Annotated in this window: 14 protein-coding genes; 9 read left to right on the forward strand and 5 right to left on the reverse strand. The window is 63.8% G+C overall.

All coding sequences use genetic code 11. The features are described from left to right. The first annotated feature begins 109 nt into the window (after positions 1 to 109). Positions 110 to 340 carry a DUF1127 domain-containing protein gene (locus IMX18_RS24895; RefSeq protein ID WP_015272324.1) on the forward strand — a complete coding sequence of 77 codons (231 nt, stop codon included), beginning with the start codon at positions 110 to 112 and terminating at the stop codon, positions 338 to 340. A 155-nt stretch (positions 341 to 495) separates the two neighbouring features. Here IMX18_RS24895 and IMX18_RS24900 read toward each other — a convergent pair whose 3' ends face one another. After that, complete coding sequence (locus IMX18_RS24900; protein ID WP_015272323.1) at positions 496 to 1788, reverse strand: NAD(P)/FAD-dependent oxidoreductase; 1293 nt, start codon at positions 1786 to 1788, stop codon at positions 496 to 498. Between the two features lie 199 nt (positions 1789 to 1987). On the opposite strand from IMX18_RS24900, the gene IMX18_RS24905 reads away from it, so the two are divergent. Next, positions 1988 to 2341 (forward strand): YkgJ family cysteine cluster protein, encoded by a 354-nt coding sequence (locus tag IMX18_RS24905; protein WP_013974780.1) that lies wholly within the window; start codon positions 1988 to 1990, stop codon positions 2339 to 2341. Positions 2342 to 2343: 2 nt separating this feature from the next. On the opposite strand, the gene dadR is transcribed toward IMX18_RS24905, so the two are convergent. Next, positions 2344 to 2832 carry a transcriptional regulator DadR gene (dadR, locus tag IMX18_RS24910; protein ID WP_003258963.1) on the reverse strand — a complete coding sequence of 163 codons (489 nt, stop codon included), beginning with the start codon at positions 2830 to 2832 and terminating at the stop codon, positions 2344 to 2346. 156 nt (positions 2833 to 2988) lie between these two features. On the opposite strand from dadR, the gene dadA reads away from it, so the two are divergent. From dadA to IMX18_RS24935, 5 genes are all read left to right on the forward strand, one after another. Beyond that, positions 2989 to 4293: a D-amino acid dehydrogenase gene (dadA, locus tag IMX18_RS24915; protein ID WP_013974779.1), complete on the forward strand. Its 1305-nt coding sequence runs from the start codon at positions 2989 to 2991 to the stop codon at positions 4291 to 4293. Positions 4294 to 4441: 148 nt separating this feature from the next. Then, positions 4442 to 5515, forward strand: a complete 1074-nt coding sequence (alr, locus tag IMX18_RS24920; RefSeq protein ID WP_015272322.1) for an alanine racemase — start codon at positions 4442 to 4444, stop codon at positions 5513 to 5515. Positions 5516 to 5624: 109 nt separating this feature from the next. Beyond that, positions 5625 to 6173 carry a cupin domain-containing protein gene (locus IMX18_RS24925; protein WP_013974777.1) on the forward strand — a complete coding sequence of 183 codons (549 nt, stop codon included), beginning with the start codon at positions 5625 to 5627 and terminating at the stop codon, positions 6171 to 6173. A 154-nt stretch (positions 6174 to 6327) separates the two neighbouring features. Further along, the gene (locus tag IMX18_RS24930) at positions 6328 to 6732 is read left to right on the forward strand and encodes a c-type cytochrome (RefSeq protein ID WP_038408395.1); all 405 of its coding nucleotides are present in this window, start codon (positions 6328 to 6330) and stop codon (positions 6730 to 6732) included. 275 nt (positions 6733 to 7007) lie between these two features. Further along, a complete protein-coding gene (locus IMX18_RS24935; protein ID WP_015272321.1) occupies positions 7008 to 8870 on the forward strand; it encodes an acetyl-CoA hydrolase/transferase C-terminal domain-containing protein in 1863 nt (620 codons plus the stop codon). A 110-nt stretch (positions 8871 to 8980) separates the two neighbouring features. Here IMX18_RS24935 and IMX18_RS24940 read toward each other — a convergent pair whose 3' ends face one another. Next, positions 8981 to 9553 (reverse strand): xanthine phosphoribosyltransferase, encoded by a 573-nt coding sequence (locus IMX18_RS24940; protein WP_009683322.1) that lies wholly within the window; start codon positions 9551 to 9553, stop codon positions 8981 to 8983. 65 nt (positions 9554 to 9618) lie between these two features. Beyond that, positions 9619 to 11628: a DNA helicase Rep gene (gene rep / locus IMX18_RS24945; protein ID WP_015272320.1), complete on the reverse strand. Its 2010-nt coding sequence runs from the start codon at positions 11626 to 11628 to the stop codon at positions 9619 to 9621. Positions 11629 to 11881: 253 nt separating this feature from the next. Between rep and IMX18_RS24950 the strand changes: the two genes are divergently transcribed. Next, positions 11882 to 13546, forward strand: a complete 1665-nt coding sequence (locus IMX18_RS24950; protein ID WP_054572020.1) for a putative bifunctional diguanylate cyclase/phosphodiesterase — start codon at positions 11882 to 11884, stop codon at positions 13544 to 13546. A 123-nt stretch (positions 13547 to 13669) separates the two neighbouring features. Here the strand turns inward: IMX18_RS24950 and IMX18_RS24955 are convergent, their stop codons facing one another. Beyond that, complete coding sequence (locus tag IMX18_RS24955) at positions 13670 to 15058, reverse strand: NorM family multidrug efflux MATE transporter (protein WP_015272318.1); 1389 nt, start codon at positions 15056 to 15058, stop codon at positions 13670 to 13672. A 156-nt stretch (positions 15059 to 15214) separates the two neighbouring features. Between IMX18_RS24955 and IMX18_RS24960 the strand changes: the two genes are divergently transcribed. Continuing rightward, on the forward strand, positions 15215 to 16141 hold the full coding sequence (locus IMX18_RS24960) for a LysR substrate-binding domain-containing protein (RefSeq protein WP_015272317.1): 927 nt from the start codon (positions 15215 to 15217) through the stop codon (positions 16139 to 16141). Positions 16142 to 16168: the final 27 nt, after the last annotated feature.

Here is a 16168-nt window from a genome sequence, read left to right on the forward strand (position 1 = left end):
CTGCGGCCAATTCTGTATGGGAATAATAAGGCTGTATTGGATCTGTATTGCCGGTGCTGTCGACGCGCATGCTTTCTCCACAGTATCAACTGAACGAGAGGATGCGGTGATGGGTGGCATGAGCGATGTGCGCTTGCAACTGTTGGCCAAGGAACTGGAAGCCGGGCAGCAAGCCAAGGTGTTCAACGCGCCGGAAGGGTTGGGGCGTTGGGGGCTGATGCTGCATCGCTGGCACACCCGCAGGGCGCTGCTGCAGTTGACTGATGACGAGTTGCGCGATATCGGGCTGAGCTGGGAGCAGGCCCGGGCCGAAGGGCGTAAGCCCTTCTGGAAAGACTGACCATACAGATGTTGCGCGGTCGATGTAGGAGCGGCCTTGTGTCGCGAAAGGGGTGCGTAGCGCCCCCAGGTTTTCAGCTTCGCCGCAAATATCGCTGGGGCCGCTCTGCGGCCCTATCGCGACACAAGGCCGCTCCTACAGGGACCGCGCAGCTTTCAGATCAGCTCTTTCAGGCGATGCCACAGCATCCCCAACGCCAGCAGCGGCGAGCGCAGGTGCTTGCCGCCGGGGAAGGTGATGTGCGGCACCTTGGCAAACAGGTCGAACCGCCCGCTTTCCTGGCCGCTGATGGCTTCGCCGAGCAGGCGCGCAGCCAAGTGGGTGGCGTTGAGCCCATGGCCGGAGTAGGCCTGGGCGTAATACACGTTCGGCTGGCTGGCCAGGCGGCCAACCTGTGGCAGGCGGTTGGCGCCGATGCCGATCATGCCACCCCACTGGTAGTCGATGCGCACGTCGGCCAGTTGCGGGAAAACCTTGAGCATCTTTGGCCGCATGTAGGCGGCGATGTCCTTCGGGTCGCGGCCTGAATAGTGGCAGGCACCGCCGAACAACAGGCGCTGGTCGGCGGACAGGCGGTAATAGTCCAGTGCCACGCGCTGGTCACACACCGCCATGTTCTGCGGCAGCAGCGAACGGGCACGTTCCTCGCCCAGCGGCTCGGTGGCGATGATGTAGCTGCCGGCTGGCAGCACCTTGCCGCCCAGTTCGCGGTTGAGGTCGTTGTGGTAGGCGTTGCAGCACAGCACCAGAGTCTTGGCGCGTACCCGGCCTTGGGCGGTGTGTACCTGTACTTCCGGGCCGTAGTCGATGCGTGTGACCTCGGACTGCTCGAACAGCTTCACACCCAGGCGGCTGGCCACGGCAGCCTCACCCAGGGCCAGGTTGAGCGGGTGCAGGTGCCCGGAACCCATGTCGACCAGCCCGCCGACATAACAGTCGGCACCGACCACGCTGTGGATATCGTCCTTGCCGACCAGGCGCAGTTCATGTGCGTAGCCGAGGGTGCGCAGTTCTTCAGCATCCTCCGCAAAGCCCAGCAGTTCGGCGGGTTTGTTGGCCAGGTCGCAGTAGCCCCAAGTCAGGTCGCAGGCGATGGCATGCTTTTCGATCCGCTCGCGGACGATCTGCACGGCTTCCAGGCCCATCAGTTTCAGGCTGCGCACGCCTTCCTCGCCGATGACCGGGAGGAATTGCTCCAGGCCGTGGCCGACGCCACGGATCAGTTGCCCACCATTGCGCCCGCTGGCGCCCCAACCGAGCTTGCGCGCCTCCAGCAGGATGACCGAAAAGCCGCGCTCGGCCAGTTCGATGGCGGTGTTCAGGCCCGAGTAGCCGCCGCCAACGATACACACGTCGGCGCTGTGCTCGCCTTGCAGGAAGGAGTGGTCGGGGTGTGGCGCGCTGCTGGCGGCGTAGTAGGAGGCGGCGTGCTGCGCGCTGTGGATCATTGGGCAGGTCCTGAGGCTGGTGGGCTGAGGGGGAGGAGGATAAGCCGGGGCTTCGGGGAGGGGCAACCGGCCTCATCGCCGGCAAGCCAGCTCCCACAGGGTCCGCGTGGCACTTGAGACCGACGGTGTACCTGTGGGAGCCGGCTTGCCGGCGATTGGCCTTATAATTCAACCTCAGTTCTCAGACTTGTACCCAGCCATGTCCTGCAACCGCCACAAGATCCACTTCCTGCGCGAACTCATCCCTTCCTTCGAGTGCGAGCCCGGCTGCCACGATTGCTGCGGCCCGGTCACCACTTCGGCGGAAGAAATGGCCCGCCTGCCGCGCAAGTCCCAGGCCGAGCAGGACGCCGCCCTGGAGCGCCTGGACTGTGTGCACCTGGGCCCCAACGGCTGCACGGTGTATGAAGAGCGCCCGATGATCTGCCGCCTGTTCGGCACCACCCCGCGCCTGGCCTGCCCGCGTGGCCGTGGCCCTGAACAGATGATCGAGCCCGCTGCCGAGCAGCTGGTCCACCAGTTCATTGCCACCACCCGCCAGGTGCTTGTCTGACTTCAGTCCGGGATCGGCAGGCAAAGGCTCTCTTTCACCTCTTCCATCACGATGTAGCTCTTCGATTCGCGCACGTGCGGCAGCTTCAGCAGGATGTCGCCGAGCAGCTTGCGGTAAGAGGCCATCTCGGAAATACGCGCCTTCACCAGGTAGTCGAAGTCGCCTGAAACCAGGTGGCATTCCAGCACGTGGGGCAGTTTCAGCACCGCGCGGCGGAACTCCTCGAAGGTGTCGCCCGATTTGTAGTCCAGGCTGATTTCCACGAACACCAGCAGGCTGCCCTTGAGGTGCTGCGGGTTCAGGCGGGCGTTGTAGCCCATGATGATGCCCTCGCGCTCCAGGCGGCGGACCCGCTCGGTGCAAGGGGTGGTGGAAAGCCCAACTTTCTCGCCCAGTTCGGTGAAGGAAATACGCCCGTCATTCTGCAGGATACGCAGGATGTTACGGTCGATCTTGTCCAGTTCACGCTTGCTCTGGTGCTGGGTTCTCATAGGGGATGCCCCTCCGTGAAAGGCGATTTTGCCGAGAATTCTCGCCAATAATAGGCTTTTATATAGTGAATTGCACTGCCTTCAAATTCCTATACTGCGCGCATTCATGCCATTTCAATAAAAGTCTGCGGCGCGCCGCGTGCGAGGGATAAAACGATGCGAGTTCTGGTACTTGGTAGCGGTGTGATCGGAACCGCCAGTGCCTACTATCTGGCCCGGCAAGGTTTCGAAGTAACGGTGGTCGATCGCCAGCCGGCGGTGGCCATGGAAACCAGCTTTGCCAACGCCGGCCAGATCTCGCCCGGCTATGCCTCGCCCTGGGCCGCCCCAGGCGTGCCGCTGAAGGCCATCAAATGGCTGCTGGAGCGCCACGCGCCCCTGGCCATCAAGCTCACCGGCGACGTCGACCAGTACCTGTGGATGGCACAGATGCTGCGCAACTGCACCGCCAGCCGTTACGCGGTGAACAAGGAGCGCATGGTGCGCCTGTCCGAGTACAGCCGTGACTGCCTCGACGAACTGCGCGCCGAAACCGGCATCGCCTACGAAAACCGCAGCCTGGGCACCACCCAGCTGTTCCGTACCCAGGCCCAGGTGGATGCCGCGGCCAAGGACATTGCCGTTCTGGAGCAGTCCGGCGTACCTTACGAGCTGCTTGACCGCGACGGCATTGCTCGCGTCGAACCGGCCCTGGCTGGCGTCAAGGACATCCTGGCCGGCGCCCTGCGCCTGCCAAACGACCAGACTGGCGACTGCCAGCTGTTCACCACCAAGCTTGCCGAAATGGCCGTGAAGCTGGGCGTGGAGTTCCGCTTCGGCCAGGACATCCAGCGCCTGGACTTCGCGGGTGACCGCATCAATGGCGTGTGGATCGACGGCAAGCTGGAAACCGCCGACCGCTACGTGCTGGCGCTGGGCAGCTACTCGCCGCAGATGCTCAAGCCGCTGGGCATCAAGGCCCCGGTATACCCGCTGAAGGGCTACTCGCTGACCGTGCCGATCACCAACGCCGACATGGCCCCGACCTCGACCATTCTCGACGAGACCTACAAGGTCGCCATTACCCGTTTCGACAACCGTATCCGCGTCGGCGGCATGGCTGAGATCGCCGGTTTTGACCTGTCGTTGAACCCGCGTCGGCGCGAAACGCTGGAGATGATCGTCAACGACCTTTATCCTCGCGGCGGTGATCTGAGCCAGGCCAGCTTCTGGACCGGCCTGCGCCCGGCGACCCCGGACGGCACGCCGATCGTTGGTGCCACGGCGTTCCGCAACCTGTTCCTGAACACCGGTCACGGTACTTTGGGCTGGACCATGGCGTGCGGTTCCGGTCGCCTGCTGGCCGACCTGATTGCGCGCAAGAAGCCGCAGATCAGTGCCGAAGGCCTGGACATTTCCCGTTATGGCAACAGCCCGGAAGTGGCCAAGCACGGGCAGACTGCGCCGGCTCACCAGCAGTAAGTTCGCCTGTACCGGCCTCTTCGCGGGCTCGCCCGCTCCCACAGGAACACCACAGATATTGAAAACTGTGCAGTACCTGTGGGAGCGGGCGAGCCCGCGAAGAACCCAACACCGTTTTCAACCTGTGAACCACCATAAGGCAGCCGCCATGCGTCCCGCCCGCGCCCTGATCGACCTCCAGGCCCTGCGCCACAACTACCGTCTGGCCCGTGAACTGACCGGTGCCAAAGCCCTCGCCGTGATCAAGGCCGACGCCTACGGCCACGGCGCCGTGCGCTGTGCCCTGGCCCTGGAGGCCGAAGCCGACGGCTTTGCCGTGGCCTGCATCGAAGAAGCGCTGGAACTGCGCGCCGCCGGTATCAAGGCCCCGGTGCTGCTGCTGGAAGGTTTCTTCGAAGCCAGCGAACTGGCCCTGATCGCCGAGCACGACCTATGGTGCGTTGTGCACTCGCTGTGGCAACTGGAAGCGATCGAAAAGACCCAGCTGCACAAGCCGCTCAGCGTCTGGCTCAAGCTCGACAGCGGCATGCACCGCGTCGGCCTGCACCCCAAGGACTACCACGAGGCCTACCAGCGCCTGCTGGCCAGCGGCAAGGTCGCGCGCATCGTGCTGATGAGCCACTTCGCTCGCGCCGACGAACTGGATGCCGACGCTACCGCCCAACAGATCGCCGTGTTCGAGGCCGCCCGCCAGGGCCTGGCCGCCGAGTGCAGCCTGCGCAACTCCCCCGGTGTGCTGGGCTGGCCGCAGGCCCCCAGCGACTGGGTGCGCCCGGGCCTGATGCTGTACGGTGCCACACCGTTCGAAGTGGCCCAGGCCGAGGCCGAGCGCCTGCAACCGGTGATGACCCTGCAATCGCGGGTGATCAGCGTGCGCGAACTGCCTGCCGGCGAGCCGGTGGGCTATGGCGCCAAGTTCGTCAGCCCACGGCCAACCCGCGTTGGTGTGGTTGCCATGGGCTATGCCGATGGCTACCCGCGCCAGGCGCCCAACGGTACCCCAGTGCTGGTCGCCGGCAAGCGCACCCAACTGATCGGCCGGGTGTCGATGGACATGCTCAGCATCGACCTGACCGACGTGCCGGAAGCCACCGTCGGCAGCCCGGTCGAACTATGGGGCAAGCATGTGCTGGCCAGTGAGGTGGCTGCGCACGCGGGTACCATTCCGTACCAGATTTTCTGCAACCTGAAGCGAGTACCGCGGGACTACATCGGCGAATGACACGCTGAAGCGGACAGGTTGAAGGGCGGTGTGTTGTAAATACTGAACGGCATTGCCATGATATCGTTCACATCCACCCCCCTTTCCACCGTTTCAGGAGGCTCCAGCTTTGGACGTCGGCGAACGACTGCAAGCCATCCGCAAGCTCAAGGGCCTGTCCCAGCGTGAACTCGCCAAGCGTGCCGGCGTGACCAACAGCACCATCTCGATGATCGAGAAGAACAGCGTGAGCCCGTCGATCAGCTCGCTGCGCAAGGTGCTGAGCGGCATTCCCATGTCCATGGTCGAGTTCTTTTCGGTCGAACTGGAACCTGAAAGCCCCACGCAGATCGTCTACAAGGCCCATGAGCTGATCGATATCTCCGACGGTGCGGTGACCATGAAGCTGGTCGGCAAGTCGCACCCCAACCGTGCCATCGCCTTTCTCACCGAGGTGTACCCACCGGGTGCCGACACGGGCGCCGAAATGCTTACCCATGACGGTGAAGAAACCGGCATCCTGCTCGAAGGCCGCCTGGAGCTGGTGGTCGGCAACGAGATCTTCATCCTTGAAGAGGGCGACAGCTACTACTTCGAAAGCACCCGCCCGCACCGCTTTCGCAACCCGTTCGACCGGCCGGCGCGGCTGATCAGTGCGGCGACGCCTTCAAACTTTTGATCCAGCGCAGTGCATTGATTCGGCAATACCCCTTTCCCGTGTGGGGTCGTTTCACGGCCTCTGGGTTCCCGCTATACTTTTCAACGCTCGCCGATCCGTGGCCGCGAGCGTGATTAGCCACCATGAGGGTGTTCGCGTGAACCAAATCAAGAAGATGCTGGCCGTACCAGCAGCCGTATTCGCCCTCTGGGCAATGAGCGCAACCGCTGCGACCAATGATGACATCGCCAAGCGCCTGGAGCCGGTTGGCCAGGTGTGCGTCCAGGGCCAGGAGTGCAAGGGCATGGAAGTGGCCGCCGCCGCAGGTGGCGGTGGTGCCAAGACGCCGGACGAGATCATCGCCAAGCACTGCAATGCCTGCCATGGCTCCGGCCTGCTCGGCGCACCGAAAATTGGCGATACCGCGGCGTGGAAGGAACGCGCCGACCACCAGGGCGGCCTGGACGGCATCCTGGCCAAGGCCATTACCGGCATCAACGCCATGCCACCGAAAGGCACCTGCGCAGACTGCTCGGATGACGACCTGAAAGGGGCGATCAAGAAGATGTCCGGGCTGTGAGAAACAGCTGAATTGCATGAAGCCCGCCGTTGATGGCGGGCTTTGTTTTTGTGGCGCCTTTACCGGCCCTTTCGCGGCTAAAGCCGCTCCCACAGGTACAGTGCAGGCTTCAAGGATTGTGGGGTCCCTATGGGAACTCACAGGTGCAGCACAGGACTCAAGGGCAGTGAGGTCTCTGTAGGAGCGGCTTTAGCCGCGAAAGGGCCGGCACAGGCAACCAACCCACCAAAGCCCATGTCCAACCCCTGAACCCATGGATGTCTCAGGAGGCCCCGATGCACCTCTGCTCCATCGACCAGGCCGTCGAGCAAGTCCTGTCGCGCCTGCCAGCCCATATCCACATGGGCCTGCCGCTGGGCCTGGGCAAGCCCAATGCCTTCGTCAATGCGCTTTACGCCCGCATCCGCGAGCTGCCCGAACGGCAGCTGACCATCTACACGGCCCTGTCCCTCGGCCGCCCGCCACTGGGGGATGGCCTGCAGCGGCGCTTTCTCGAGCCCTTCGTCGAGCGCGTCTTCGCCGACTATGAAGAACTTACCTACCTCGCCGACCTGCGCAATGACAGTCTGCCGCCGAACATCCAGGTTGAACAATTCTTCATGCAGCCCGGCAGCCTGTTGCACAGCGATTCGGCCCAGCAAAGCTACATCAGCAGCAACTACAGCCACGCAGCACGTGACATCAACGCCAAGGGCCTGAACCTGATCGCGCAGCTGGTGGCCGCCACGCCCGAGAGGCCGGTGCACCTGAGCCTGGCTTGCAACCCCGACATCACCCTCGACCTGCTGCCGATGATCGCCAAGCGCCGCGCTGCCGGCGAGACCATCCTCATGCTCGGCCAGGTGCATGCCGAGCTGCCTTACATGCCGGGTGACGGCGAGCTACCAATCGACACGTTCGACCTGCTGATCGATACAGCCGAGCAACGCCGCCTGTTCTCCACGCCGAACATGCCGGTTAACACCCAGGACCACTGCATCGGCCTGCACGCCAGCAGCCTGGTTCGCGACGGCGGCACGCTACAGATCGGCATTGGTGCCATGGGCGATGCGGTAGCTGCCGCATTGCTGGCGCGTCAGGGTGACAACGCCGGTTATCGTGCCGTGCTCGACGCGCTGGGTGCTGGCTCGCGGCAAGCGCTGATCGAACGGGAAGGGGGCCTGGATACCTTCGCCCAAGGCCTGTACGGCTGCAGCGAGATGTTCGTCAACGGCTTGCTGGCGCTGGCCGAAGCGGGCCTGTTGCGGCGCCCGGCGGACGAGCAGGTGGCGGCAGTGCTGCATGGCGGTTTCTTCCTCGGCCCCCAGGCGTTCTACCAGCGCTTGCGCGACATGCCGCTGGAACAGCGCGCACGGTTTGCCATGACTCGTATCAGCTTCATCAACGAGCTGTACGGGCAGGAGGAACTCAAGCGCCGGCAACGCCGCGATGCGCGCTTCATCAACAGCGTATTCGGCATGACCCTGCTTGGCGCTGGGGTGGCTGACCAGCTGGAGGATGGCCGAGTACTCAGTGGCGTGGGCGGGCAGTACAACTTCGTCGCCCAGGGCCATGCGCTGGAGGGCGGGCGTTCGATCCTGCTGCTGCGCAGCTGGCGTGAGGCGGGCGGGGAGGTGACCTCGAACCTGTTCTGGAACTATGGCCATTGCACCATCCCCCGACACCTGCGCGATATCGTGGTGACCGAGTACGGCATTGCCGACCTGCGTGGGCAGACCGACAGCGAGGTGATTGCGCGGTTGCTGGCGGTATGTGATTCGCGGTTCCAGCAGGGGCTGATCGAGCAGGCAAAGGATGCCGGCAAGCTGGCCAAGGATTTTCAACTGGAGGCGTGCTTTACCGACAATACGCCGCAGCGGCTGGAGGCGATCAGGGCGCGGCATTCGCGGTTGTTCCCGGAGTATCCGCTGGGTACGGACTTTACGGCTGAAGAGCGGGATTTGCTGCGGGCGCTGAACTGGTTGAAGAGCAAGTTCAAGCTGAGCGAGGTGCTGGAGCTGGGCAAGGCAGCGCTGGATGCGCCGGGGCCGGAGGGCTATGCGAGGCATCTTGTGCGGATGCAGCTGGATCAGCCGCAGGGGCTGAAGGAAGAGCTTTACCAGCGGTTGCTGCTGGCGGGGTTGGCGGCTGCCAGATAGAGAGGATTGAGGCCATTCGCGGGCACGCCCGCTCCCACAGGTACACCACAGCATTCAAAACCTGTGGTTTACCTGTGGGAGCGGGCGTGCCCGCGAAGCAGGCGCCGCGATTACTCGATGAAGGTAACCACACCACCTTCCAGCGACTTCACCCGGGCCAGCGACTCGACGCGATAGCCCTGGCTGTCCAGCTCGGCACGGCCGCCCTGGAACGACTTCTCGATCACGATACCCAGGCCGGCCACGGTGGCGCCGGCCTGCTTGATGATCGAGATCAGGGCCTGCGACGCCTTGCCGTTGGCCAGGAAGTCGTCGATCACCAGCACGCGGTCGCTGCTGTTGAGGTGACGCGGCGAGATGGCCACGGTGTTCTCGGTCTGCTTGGTGAAGGAATACACCGAGGCGGTCAGCAGGTTCTCGGTCAGGGTCAGCGACTGGTGCTTGCGGGCGAAGATCACCGGCACGCCCAGCTTCAGGCCAGTCATCACCGCCGGGGCAATGCCCGAGGCTTCGATGGTGACGATCTTGGTCACGCCCGCGTCGGCGAACAGGCGGGCGAACTCGTCACCGATCAGCTGCATCAGCGCAGGGTCGATCTGGTGGTTGAGAAACGCATCGACTTTGAGAACCTGATCGGAAAGCACGATGCCTTCTTCGCGAATCTTCTGATGCAGTGCTTCCACTGTGGTATTCCTCGATGTAACAAAGGTCGCCGCAAATAGCGGCAAAGTTAAAGAGTAATGGTTGATCAGCGTTTGAGCATTGCCCGGATATCGGCCAGGGCATTGTTGCCCCGTGCGGCCTTTACCTCGACCGGCGCATCGTCAAGGCCCTCCCAGGCCAGGTCGTCCGGTGGCAGTTCGTCGAGGAACCGGCTGGGCGTGCAGTCGATGATTTCACCGTACTGCTTGCGCTTGGCGGCGAAGGTGAAGGCCAGGGTCTGGCGCGCGCGGGTGATGCCCACGTAGGCCAGGCGTCGTTCCTCTTCGATGGTGTCGGCCTCGATGCTGGAGCGGTGCGGGAGGATTTCCTCTTCCATGCCCATGATGAACACGTATGGGAATTCCAGGCCCTTGGAGGCATGCAGAGTCATCATCTGCACACCTTCGGCGTTCTCTTCCTCTTCCTGCTGGCGCTCGAGCATGTCGCGCAGCACCAGCTTGCCGATGGCGTCCTCGATGGTCATGTCACCCTCTTCGTCCTTCTCGAGGGTGTTCTTCAGCGCTTCGACCAGGAACCAGACGTTGCTGATGCGGAACTCGGCAGCCTTGTCGCTGGCGGTCTGCTGGCGGATCCAGTTCTCGTAGTCGATATCGCGGATCATCTCGTGCAGCGCGGCAATCGGGTCTTCCAGGGCAACCTTGTGGCGCACCCCGTCCAGCCAATGCTTGAAGCGCTGCAAACGCTCGGTGTAGCGGGCGTCCAGATGCTCGCCCAGGCCAAGCTCCTCGCTGGCGGCGTACATCGAAATACCGCGCTCGGTGGCGTAGTTGCCGAGCTTTTCCAGGGTGGTGGAGCCGATTTCGCGGCGGGGTACGTTGATCACCCGCAGGTAGGCGTTGTCATCGTCCGGGTTCACCAGCAGACGCAGGTAGGCCATCAGGTCCTTGACCTCCTGGCGGCCGAAGAAGCTGTTGCCGCCCGACAGGCGATATGGCACCTGGTGGTGCTGCAGCTTCAGTTCGATCAGCTTGGCCTGGTAGTTGCCGCGGTAGAGGATGGCAAAGTCGCTGTACGGGCGGTTGGTGCGCAGGTGCAGGGTGAGGATTTCCATAGCCACGCGTTCGGCCTCGGCTTCCTCGTTCTTGCAGCGGATGACGCGGATCTCGTCGCCCACGCCCATCTCGCTCCACAACTGCTTCTCGAACGCGTGCGGGTTGTTGGCAATCAGCACGTTGGCGCAGCGCAGGATGCGGCTGGTGGAGCGGTAGTTCTGCTCCAGCATCACCACCTTCAGGGAGGGGTAGTCCTCCTTGAGCAGCATCAGGTTTTCCGGCCGGGCGCCACGCCAGGCGTAGATCGACTGGTCGTCGTCGCCTACCACGGTGAACTGGTTGCGCATGCCGATCAGCATCTTCACCAGCAGGTACTGGCTGGCGTTGGTGTCCTGGTATTCGTCCACCAGCAGGTAGCGCACGCGGTTCTGCCAGCGCTCCAGCACATCGGGGTGCTCCTGGAACAGCTTGACCGGCAGCAGGATCAGGTCGTCGAAGTCCACCGCGTTGAACGCCTTGAGCGTGCGCTGGTAGTGGGTGTAGACGATGGCGGCAGTCTGCTCGCGCGGGTTGCGCGCCTTCTCCAGGGCCTCGGCGGGCAGGATCAGGTCGTTCTTCCAGGCACCGATCATGTTCTTGATCTCGTCGATGCCGTCGTCGCCGGAGTATTCCTTCTGCATGATGTCCGACAGCAACGCCTTGATGTCGGACTCGTCGAAGATCGAGAAACCCGGCTTGTAGCCCAGGCGCTCGTGCTCCCTGCGGATGATGTTCAGGCCCAGGTTGTGGAATGTGCACACAGTCAGGCCGCGGCCTTCCCCCGGGCGCAGCAGGGTGGCGACCCGTTCCTTCATCTCGCGCGCGGCCTTGTTGGTGAAGGTCATCGCCACGATGTACTGGGCACGGATGCCGCAGTTCTGGATGAGGTGGGCAATCTTGCGCGTGATCACGCTGGTCTTGCCCGAGCCTGCACCGGCGAGCACCAAAAGAGGGCCGCCGACATAGTCACGGGCTTCCTGCTGCCGGGGATTGAGTCGGGACATGCTAGAAACCGGGGGTCGCCAGAAAATAGCCGCGCATTCTAACAGGCATGGGGCGTTTGTGGCGCGACCGTCTGACGTCTGAGTCAAATATGTAAACGGGATTTGCCGGCTGGCGCAGTTTCGCGCAGGATGCACGACAAAATACGTCGGGATGCTACACCCGTAAAAACATGTATTAAATTGAAAATCATTTTCATTAATGCAGTAGCATACCTGGCAGTTTCCGTTGCACCGTGAAGCCTAAGGAGCCCGCTTGTCCACGCCTGTCGAACCATTGCGTTTGCTGCTGTTGGCCGATGAGCCGGAATGGGGCGCGCTGCTACGCGAGTGCATGCCTGCCCAGGGTGGCAGCGCCGTGCTGCTGACGGCGCCGAACTGGGAGTCGGTCGACAACCTGTTCAACCAGGACCGCCAGGCTGTCGTGCTGGCAACCCCGGCCCTGCAGCCCGCGCCTGGGCGCTGCGAGCTGCCGACCATCCTGCTGCTCGACCACGAGCCTCAGTTAGCGCCCAGCGCCGTCAGTGACTGGCTGGTGCGTGACCAGCTCAATGCCGACACCTTGCGTCGCTCGCTGCGCCATGTGCGCGAGCGCGGCGTGCTGGTGGCCACTTTGCAGCGCCTGGCCGAGCAGGATCCGCTGACCGGCATCGCCAACCGCCAAGGCTTCCAGGCCTTGCTGACCGCGCGCCTGGCCGAGAACGACGGCCGTGGCCTTGCCCTCGGCCACCTGGACCTGGACAACTTCCGCCACGTCAACGACGCCCTTGGCCACCAGAGCGGCGACCGCCTGATCCTGCAGGTGGTGGCGCGGCTGAAACAGCAACTGGAGGCGGGCGACCAACTGGCGCGCCTGGGCAGCGACGAGTTCGCCCTGCTGATCGACACCCGACGCGACCCCAACCGTGCCGAGTGGATTGCCGAGCGGATTGTCGAGGCGTTGGCCGAACCCTACTGGATCGACGGCGAAAGCCTGCTGCTGGGCTGCAGCCTGGGCCTGGCCCATGCCCGCGCCCAGGGTGGTGCCGACCCGCTGATGTGGCACGCGCACATCGCCATGCGCCAGGCCAAAGGCAGCCAGGGTTGCACTTTCCATGTGTTCAACGAACGCATCAACCGCAACGCCCGCAGCCTTGCCGACCTGGAAAGCGAACTGCGCCGCGCCCTGCGCCGGGACGAGCTGGAGCTGCATTACCAGCCGCGGTTGAACCTGGCCGACGGGCGTATCGTCGGCCTCGAGGCGCTGGTGCGCTGGCGGCATGCCGAGCGTGGCCTGTTGCCGCCCAGCGAGTTCGTGCCGCTGGCCGAGCAGAGCGGCCTGATCGTGCCGCTGGGCTATTGGGTGATTTCCCGAGCCCTGCGCGACATGCAGGCGCTGTGCGAGCGCGGCCTGGAGCCGCTGCACATGGCGGTCAACCTGAGCTTCCGCCAGTTCCAGGACAGCCAGTTGCTGGCGACCTTGAGCCGCCTGATTCTCGAACATGGCGTGGATGCCCGCTGGCTGGAGTTCGAATTGACCGAAACGGCAGTGATGCGCCGCAACGAACTGGTGCGCCAGACCATGGACGCCCTGGGGCGCCTGGGCGTGCGCTTCTCGCTCGATGATTTCGGTACCGGGTTCTCTTCGTTCGTGCACCTCAACAGCCTGCCGATCACCTTGCTCAAGGTGGACCGCAGCTTTGTCGCGGAAATGGAAATGCGCGAGGAGAACCGCAAGCTGGTGCACGCCATGATCAACCTGGCGCACAACCTCAACCTCGAAGTAGTGGCCGAAGGTGTGGAGAGTGAAGAGCAGATGGCGTTGCTGCGCGGGTTTGGCTGTGACCAGGTGCAGGGCTTCCTGGTCAGCAAGCCGCTGCCGGTGGGGGAGTTGATGGAGTTCTTGCTGGATTACAGCAAGCCGAAGCTGGTTAGCCTGTGACATCGCAGGGGAGGGCTTCGCCCTCCTTTCGCGACACAAGGCCGCTCCCACATTGATCGGCGAACGCATTCCCATGTGGGAGCGGCCTTGCGTCGCGAAAGGGCTGCAAAGCAGCCCCGGCAATCACACAGACACTGCCGACCCGTCAGCCAGACCTGCCTTGCCCAAAAGCCGCTTCATGCGCCACTCAAAGCCAAAGGTCAGTGCCACCGCCGCACACGCCAGCCCCAACGCCAGCCCCCACCACACCCCGACTGCGCCACCGCCCAGGGTAAAGGTGAACAGCCAGGCGCTCGGCGCCCCTACCAGCCAGTAGCACACCAGCCCGATCAGGAAGGTCGTCTTGGCATCCTTCAGCCCACGGATCGAGCCCATCGCGATCGTCTGCATGCCATCGAACAGCTCGAACCACGCAGCCACCATCAGCAACTGCACCGCCAGCTGGAAGATCGCCGCAAATGCCGGGTCGTCACTGTCGATGAACAGCCCCACCAGCGTATCGGGCAGCAGCCAGAACAGCGCGGCGAAGGCAAACATGATCATCGCCCCGAAGCCTATGCCCACCCGCCCGGCACTGCGCGCCGCCAGCAGGTTGCCGGCGCCGTAGTACAGCCCCACGCGCATGGTCACCGCATACGACAACCCGGTTGGCACCATGAACGCTGTGGAGACGATCTGCAGGGCGATCTGGTGCGCTGCCAGCTCGGTGCTGCCCAGCACGCCCATGCACAGCGCGGCGAAGGCGAACAGGCCGACTTCCACCATGTAGGTGCCACCAATCGGCAAGCCCAGCCGCCACAGCTCGCGCAGGGCCGGCAGCGAAGGGCGCGACAGGCCCTTGCGCAATGGGTAGGCGGCATAGGCCGGGTGCCAACGGATATACAGCGCCAAGGCAATGGCCATGCCCATCGACACCACCGCGGTGACCAGGCCGATGCCCATCAGGCCCAGCTTGGGCAGGCCGAACATGCCTTCGATCAGCGCCACGTTGAACAGGTAGTTGAGCACCGTGCCGACCAGGCTGATGACCATCACCGGCGTAGACCGGCCCAGCGCGCTGGTGAAGCCGCGCAACGCCATGAAGGTCAGGTAGCCGGGCAGCGCCAGTGGCAGCAGGGTGAGGAATTCGGCGGCCGATGCAACGTTTTCGGGCTTTTGCCCGAACAGCAGCAGTACCGGTTCAAGGTTCCACAACACCAGCGCAGCGAACAGCGCCAGGCTCCAGGCCAGCCACAGGCCACCCTGCGCCAGGCGGGTGGCGCCCTCGATGTCGTTGGCGCCCTTGCGAATGGCCACCAGGGTGCCGACCGCAGCGATCACGCCAAGGCAGAAGATCGACACGAACGAGTAGCTCGCCGCACCCAGGCCGCCGCCAGCCAGGGCTTGCGGGCTGATGCGGGCCATCATCAGGGTATCGGTCAGCACCATCAGCATGTGCGCCAACTGCGAGGCGATCAGCGGCCCGGCCAGGCGCAGCAAAGCCTTGAGTTCTGTGGTGGGCGCGACATGCATGGGGGCAGTCCTTTTCCTGGGGTGATCAACGAAGGGCGATTCTGAGGCTTTGGTCAACTTTGCACAAAAGGATAAAAGCGATCATTGGCATGAGTCTGACTCATGTATATATGCTTCCCGGTGATTCATTTCACAGCCCCGTATGGCAGGTGCCTCATGTCCCGTCAGCTCCCCCCGCTGTATGCCCTGCGCGCATTCGAAGCCGCCGCGCGGCTAAGCTCCTTCACCCGTGCCGGCGAAGAGCTGTCGATTACCCAGAGCGCGGTCAGCCGGCATATCCGCACGCTGGAGGAGCACTTTGCCTGCCGCCTGTTCGTGCGCAGCGGCCGCAGCCTGCAACTGACCGAAGCGGCGCGGGTGCTGCTGCCCGGTGTGCGTGAAGGCTTTGCCGCGCTGGAACGGGCTTGCGATACCTTGCGCGGTGAGGATGACATCCTGCGCATGAAGGCTCCCTCGACCCTGACCATGCGCTGGTTGCTGGCGCGCCTTAGCCGCTTTCGCCACTTGCAGCCTGGCAACGAAGTGCAGCTGACCAGCGCCTGGATGGATGTCGACCATGTGGACTTCAACCAGGAGCCGTTCGATTGCGCGGTGTTGCTCAGCGACGGGGTGTTCCCGCCGGAATGGGAAGTGCGCAGGTTGTTCCCGGAACTGCTGATCCCCGTGGGTGCGCCAGACCTGCTCGACGAGGAACCCTGGGACGAGCGTCGGCTGGCCTGCATAGAGCTGCTGCACCCCACGGTGGACAAGCGCGACTGGCGGGAATGGCTGGAGCGCATGGGGTTGAGTGACAAGGTTTCGCTCAAGGGCGGGCAGGTGTTCGACACCCTGGAGCTGGGCATGATTGCCGCTGCGCGTGGCTACGGCATTTCCATGGGTGATTTGCTGATGGTGGCCGAAGATGTGGCGCAGGGGCGCTTGAGCCTGCCTTGGCCGACGGCCGTGCCCAGCGGGATGGATTATTACCTGGTGTGGCCGCGCACTCGGCCAGGGGGCGAGCGGTTGCGGCGTTTGAGCGCGTTTCTGGAAGAGGAGGTGGCGGCGATGGATTTGCCGGATGTGCAGATCCTGCCGCCCCTTTGATCGCCTGTGCCGGCCTCTTCGCGGGCT

This window comes from Pseudomonas shirazica (genome assembly GCF_015168335.1).
Taxonomy (GTDB): domain Bacteria; phylum Pseudomonadota; class Gammaproteobacteria; order Pseudomonadales; family Pseudomonadaceae; genus Aquipseudomonas; species Aquipseudomonas asiatica.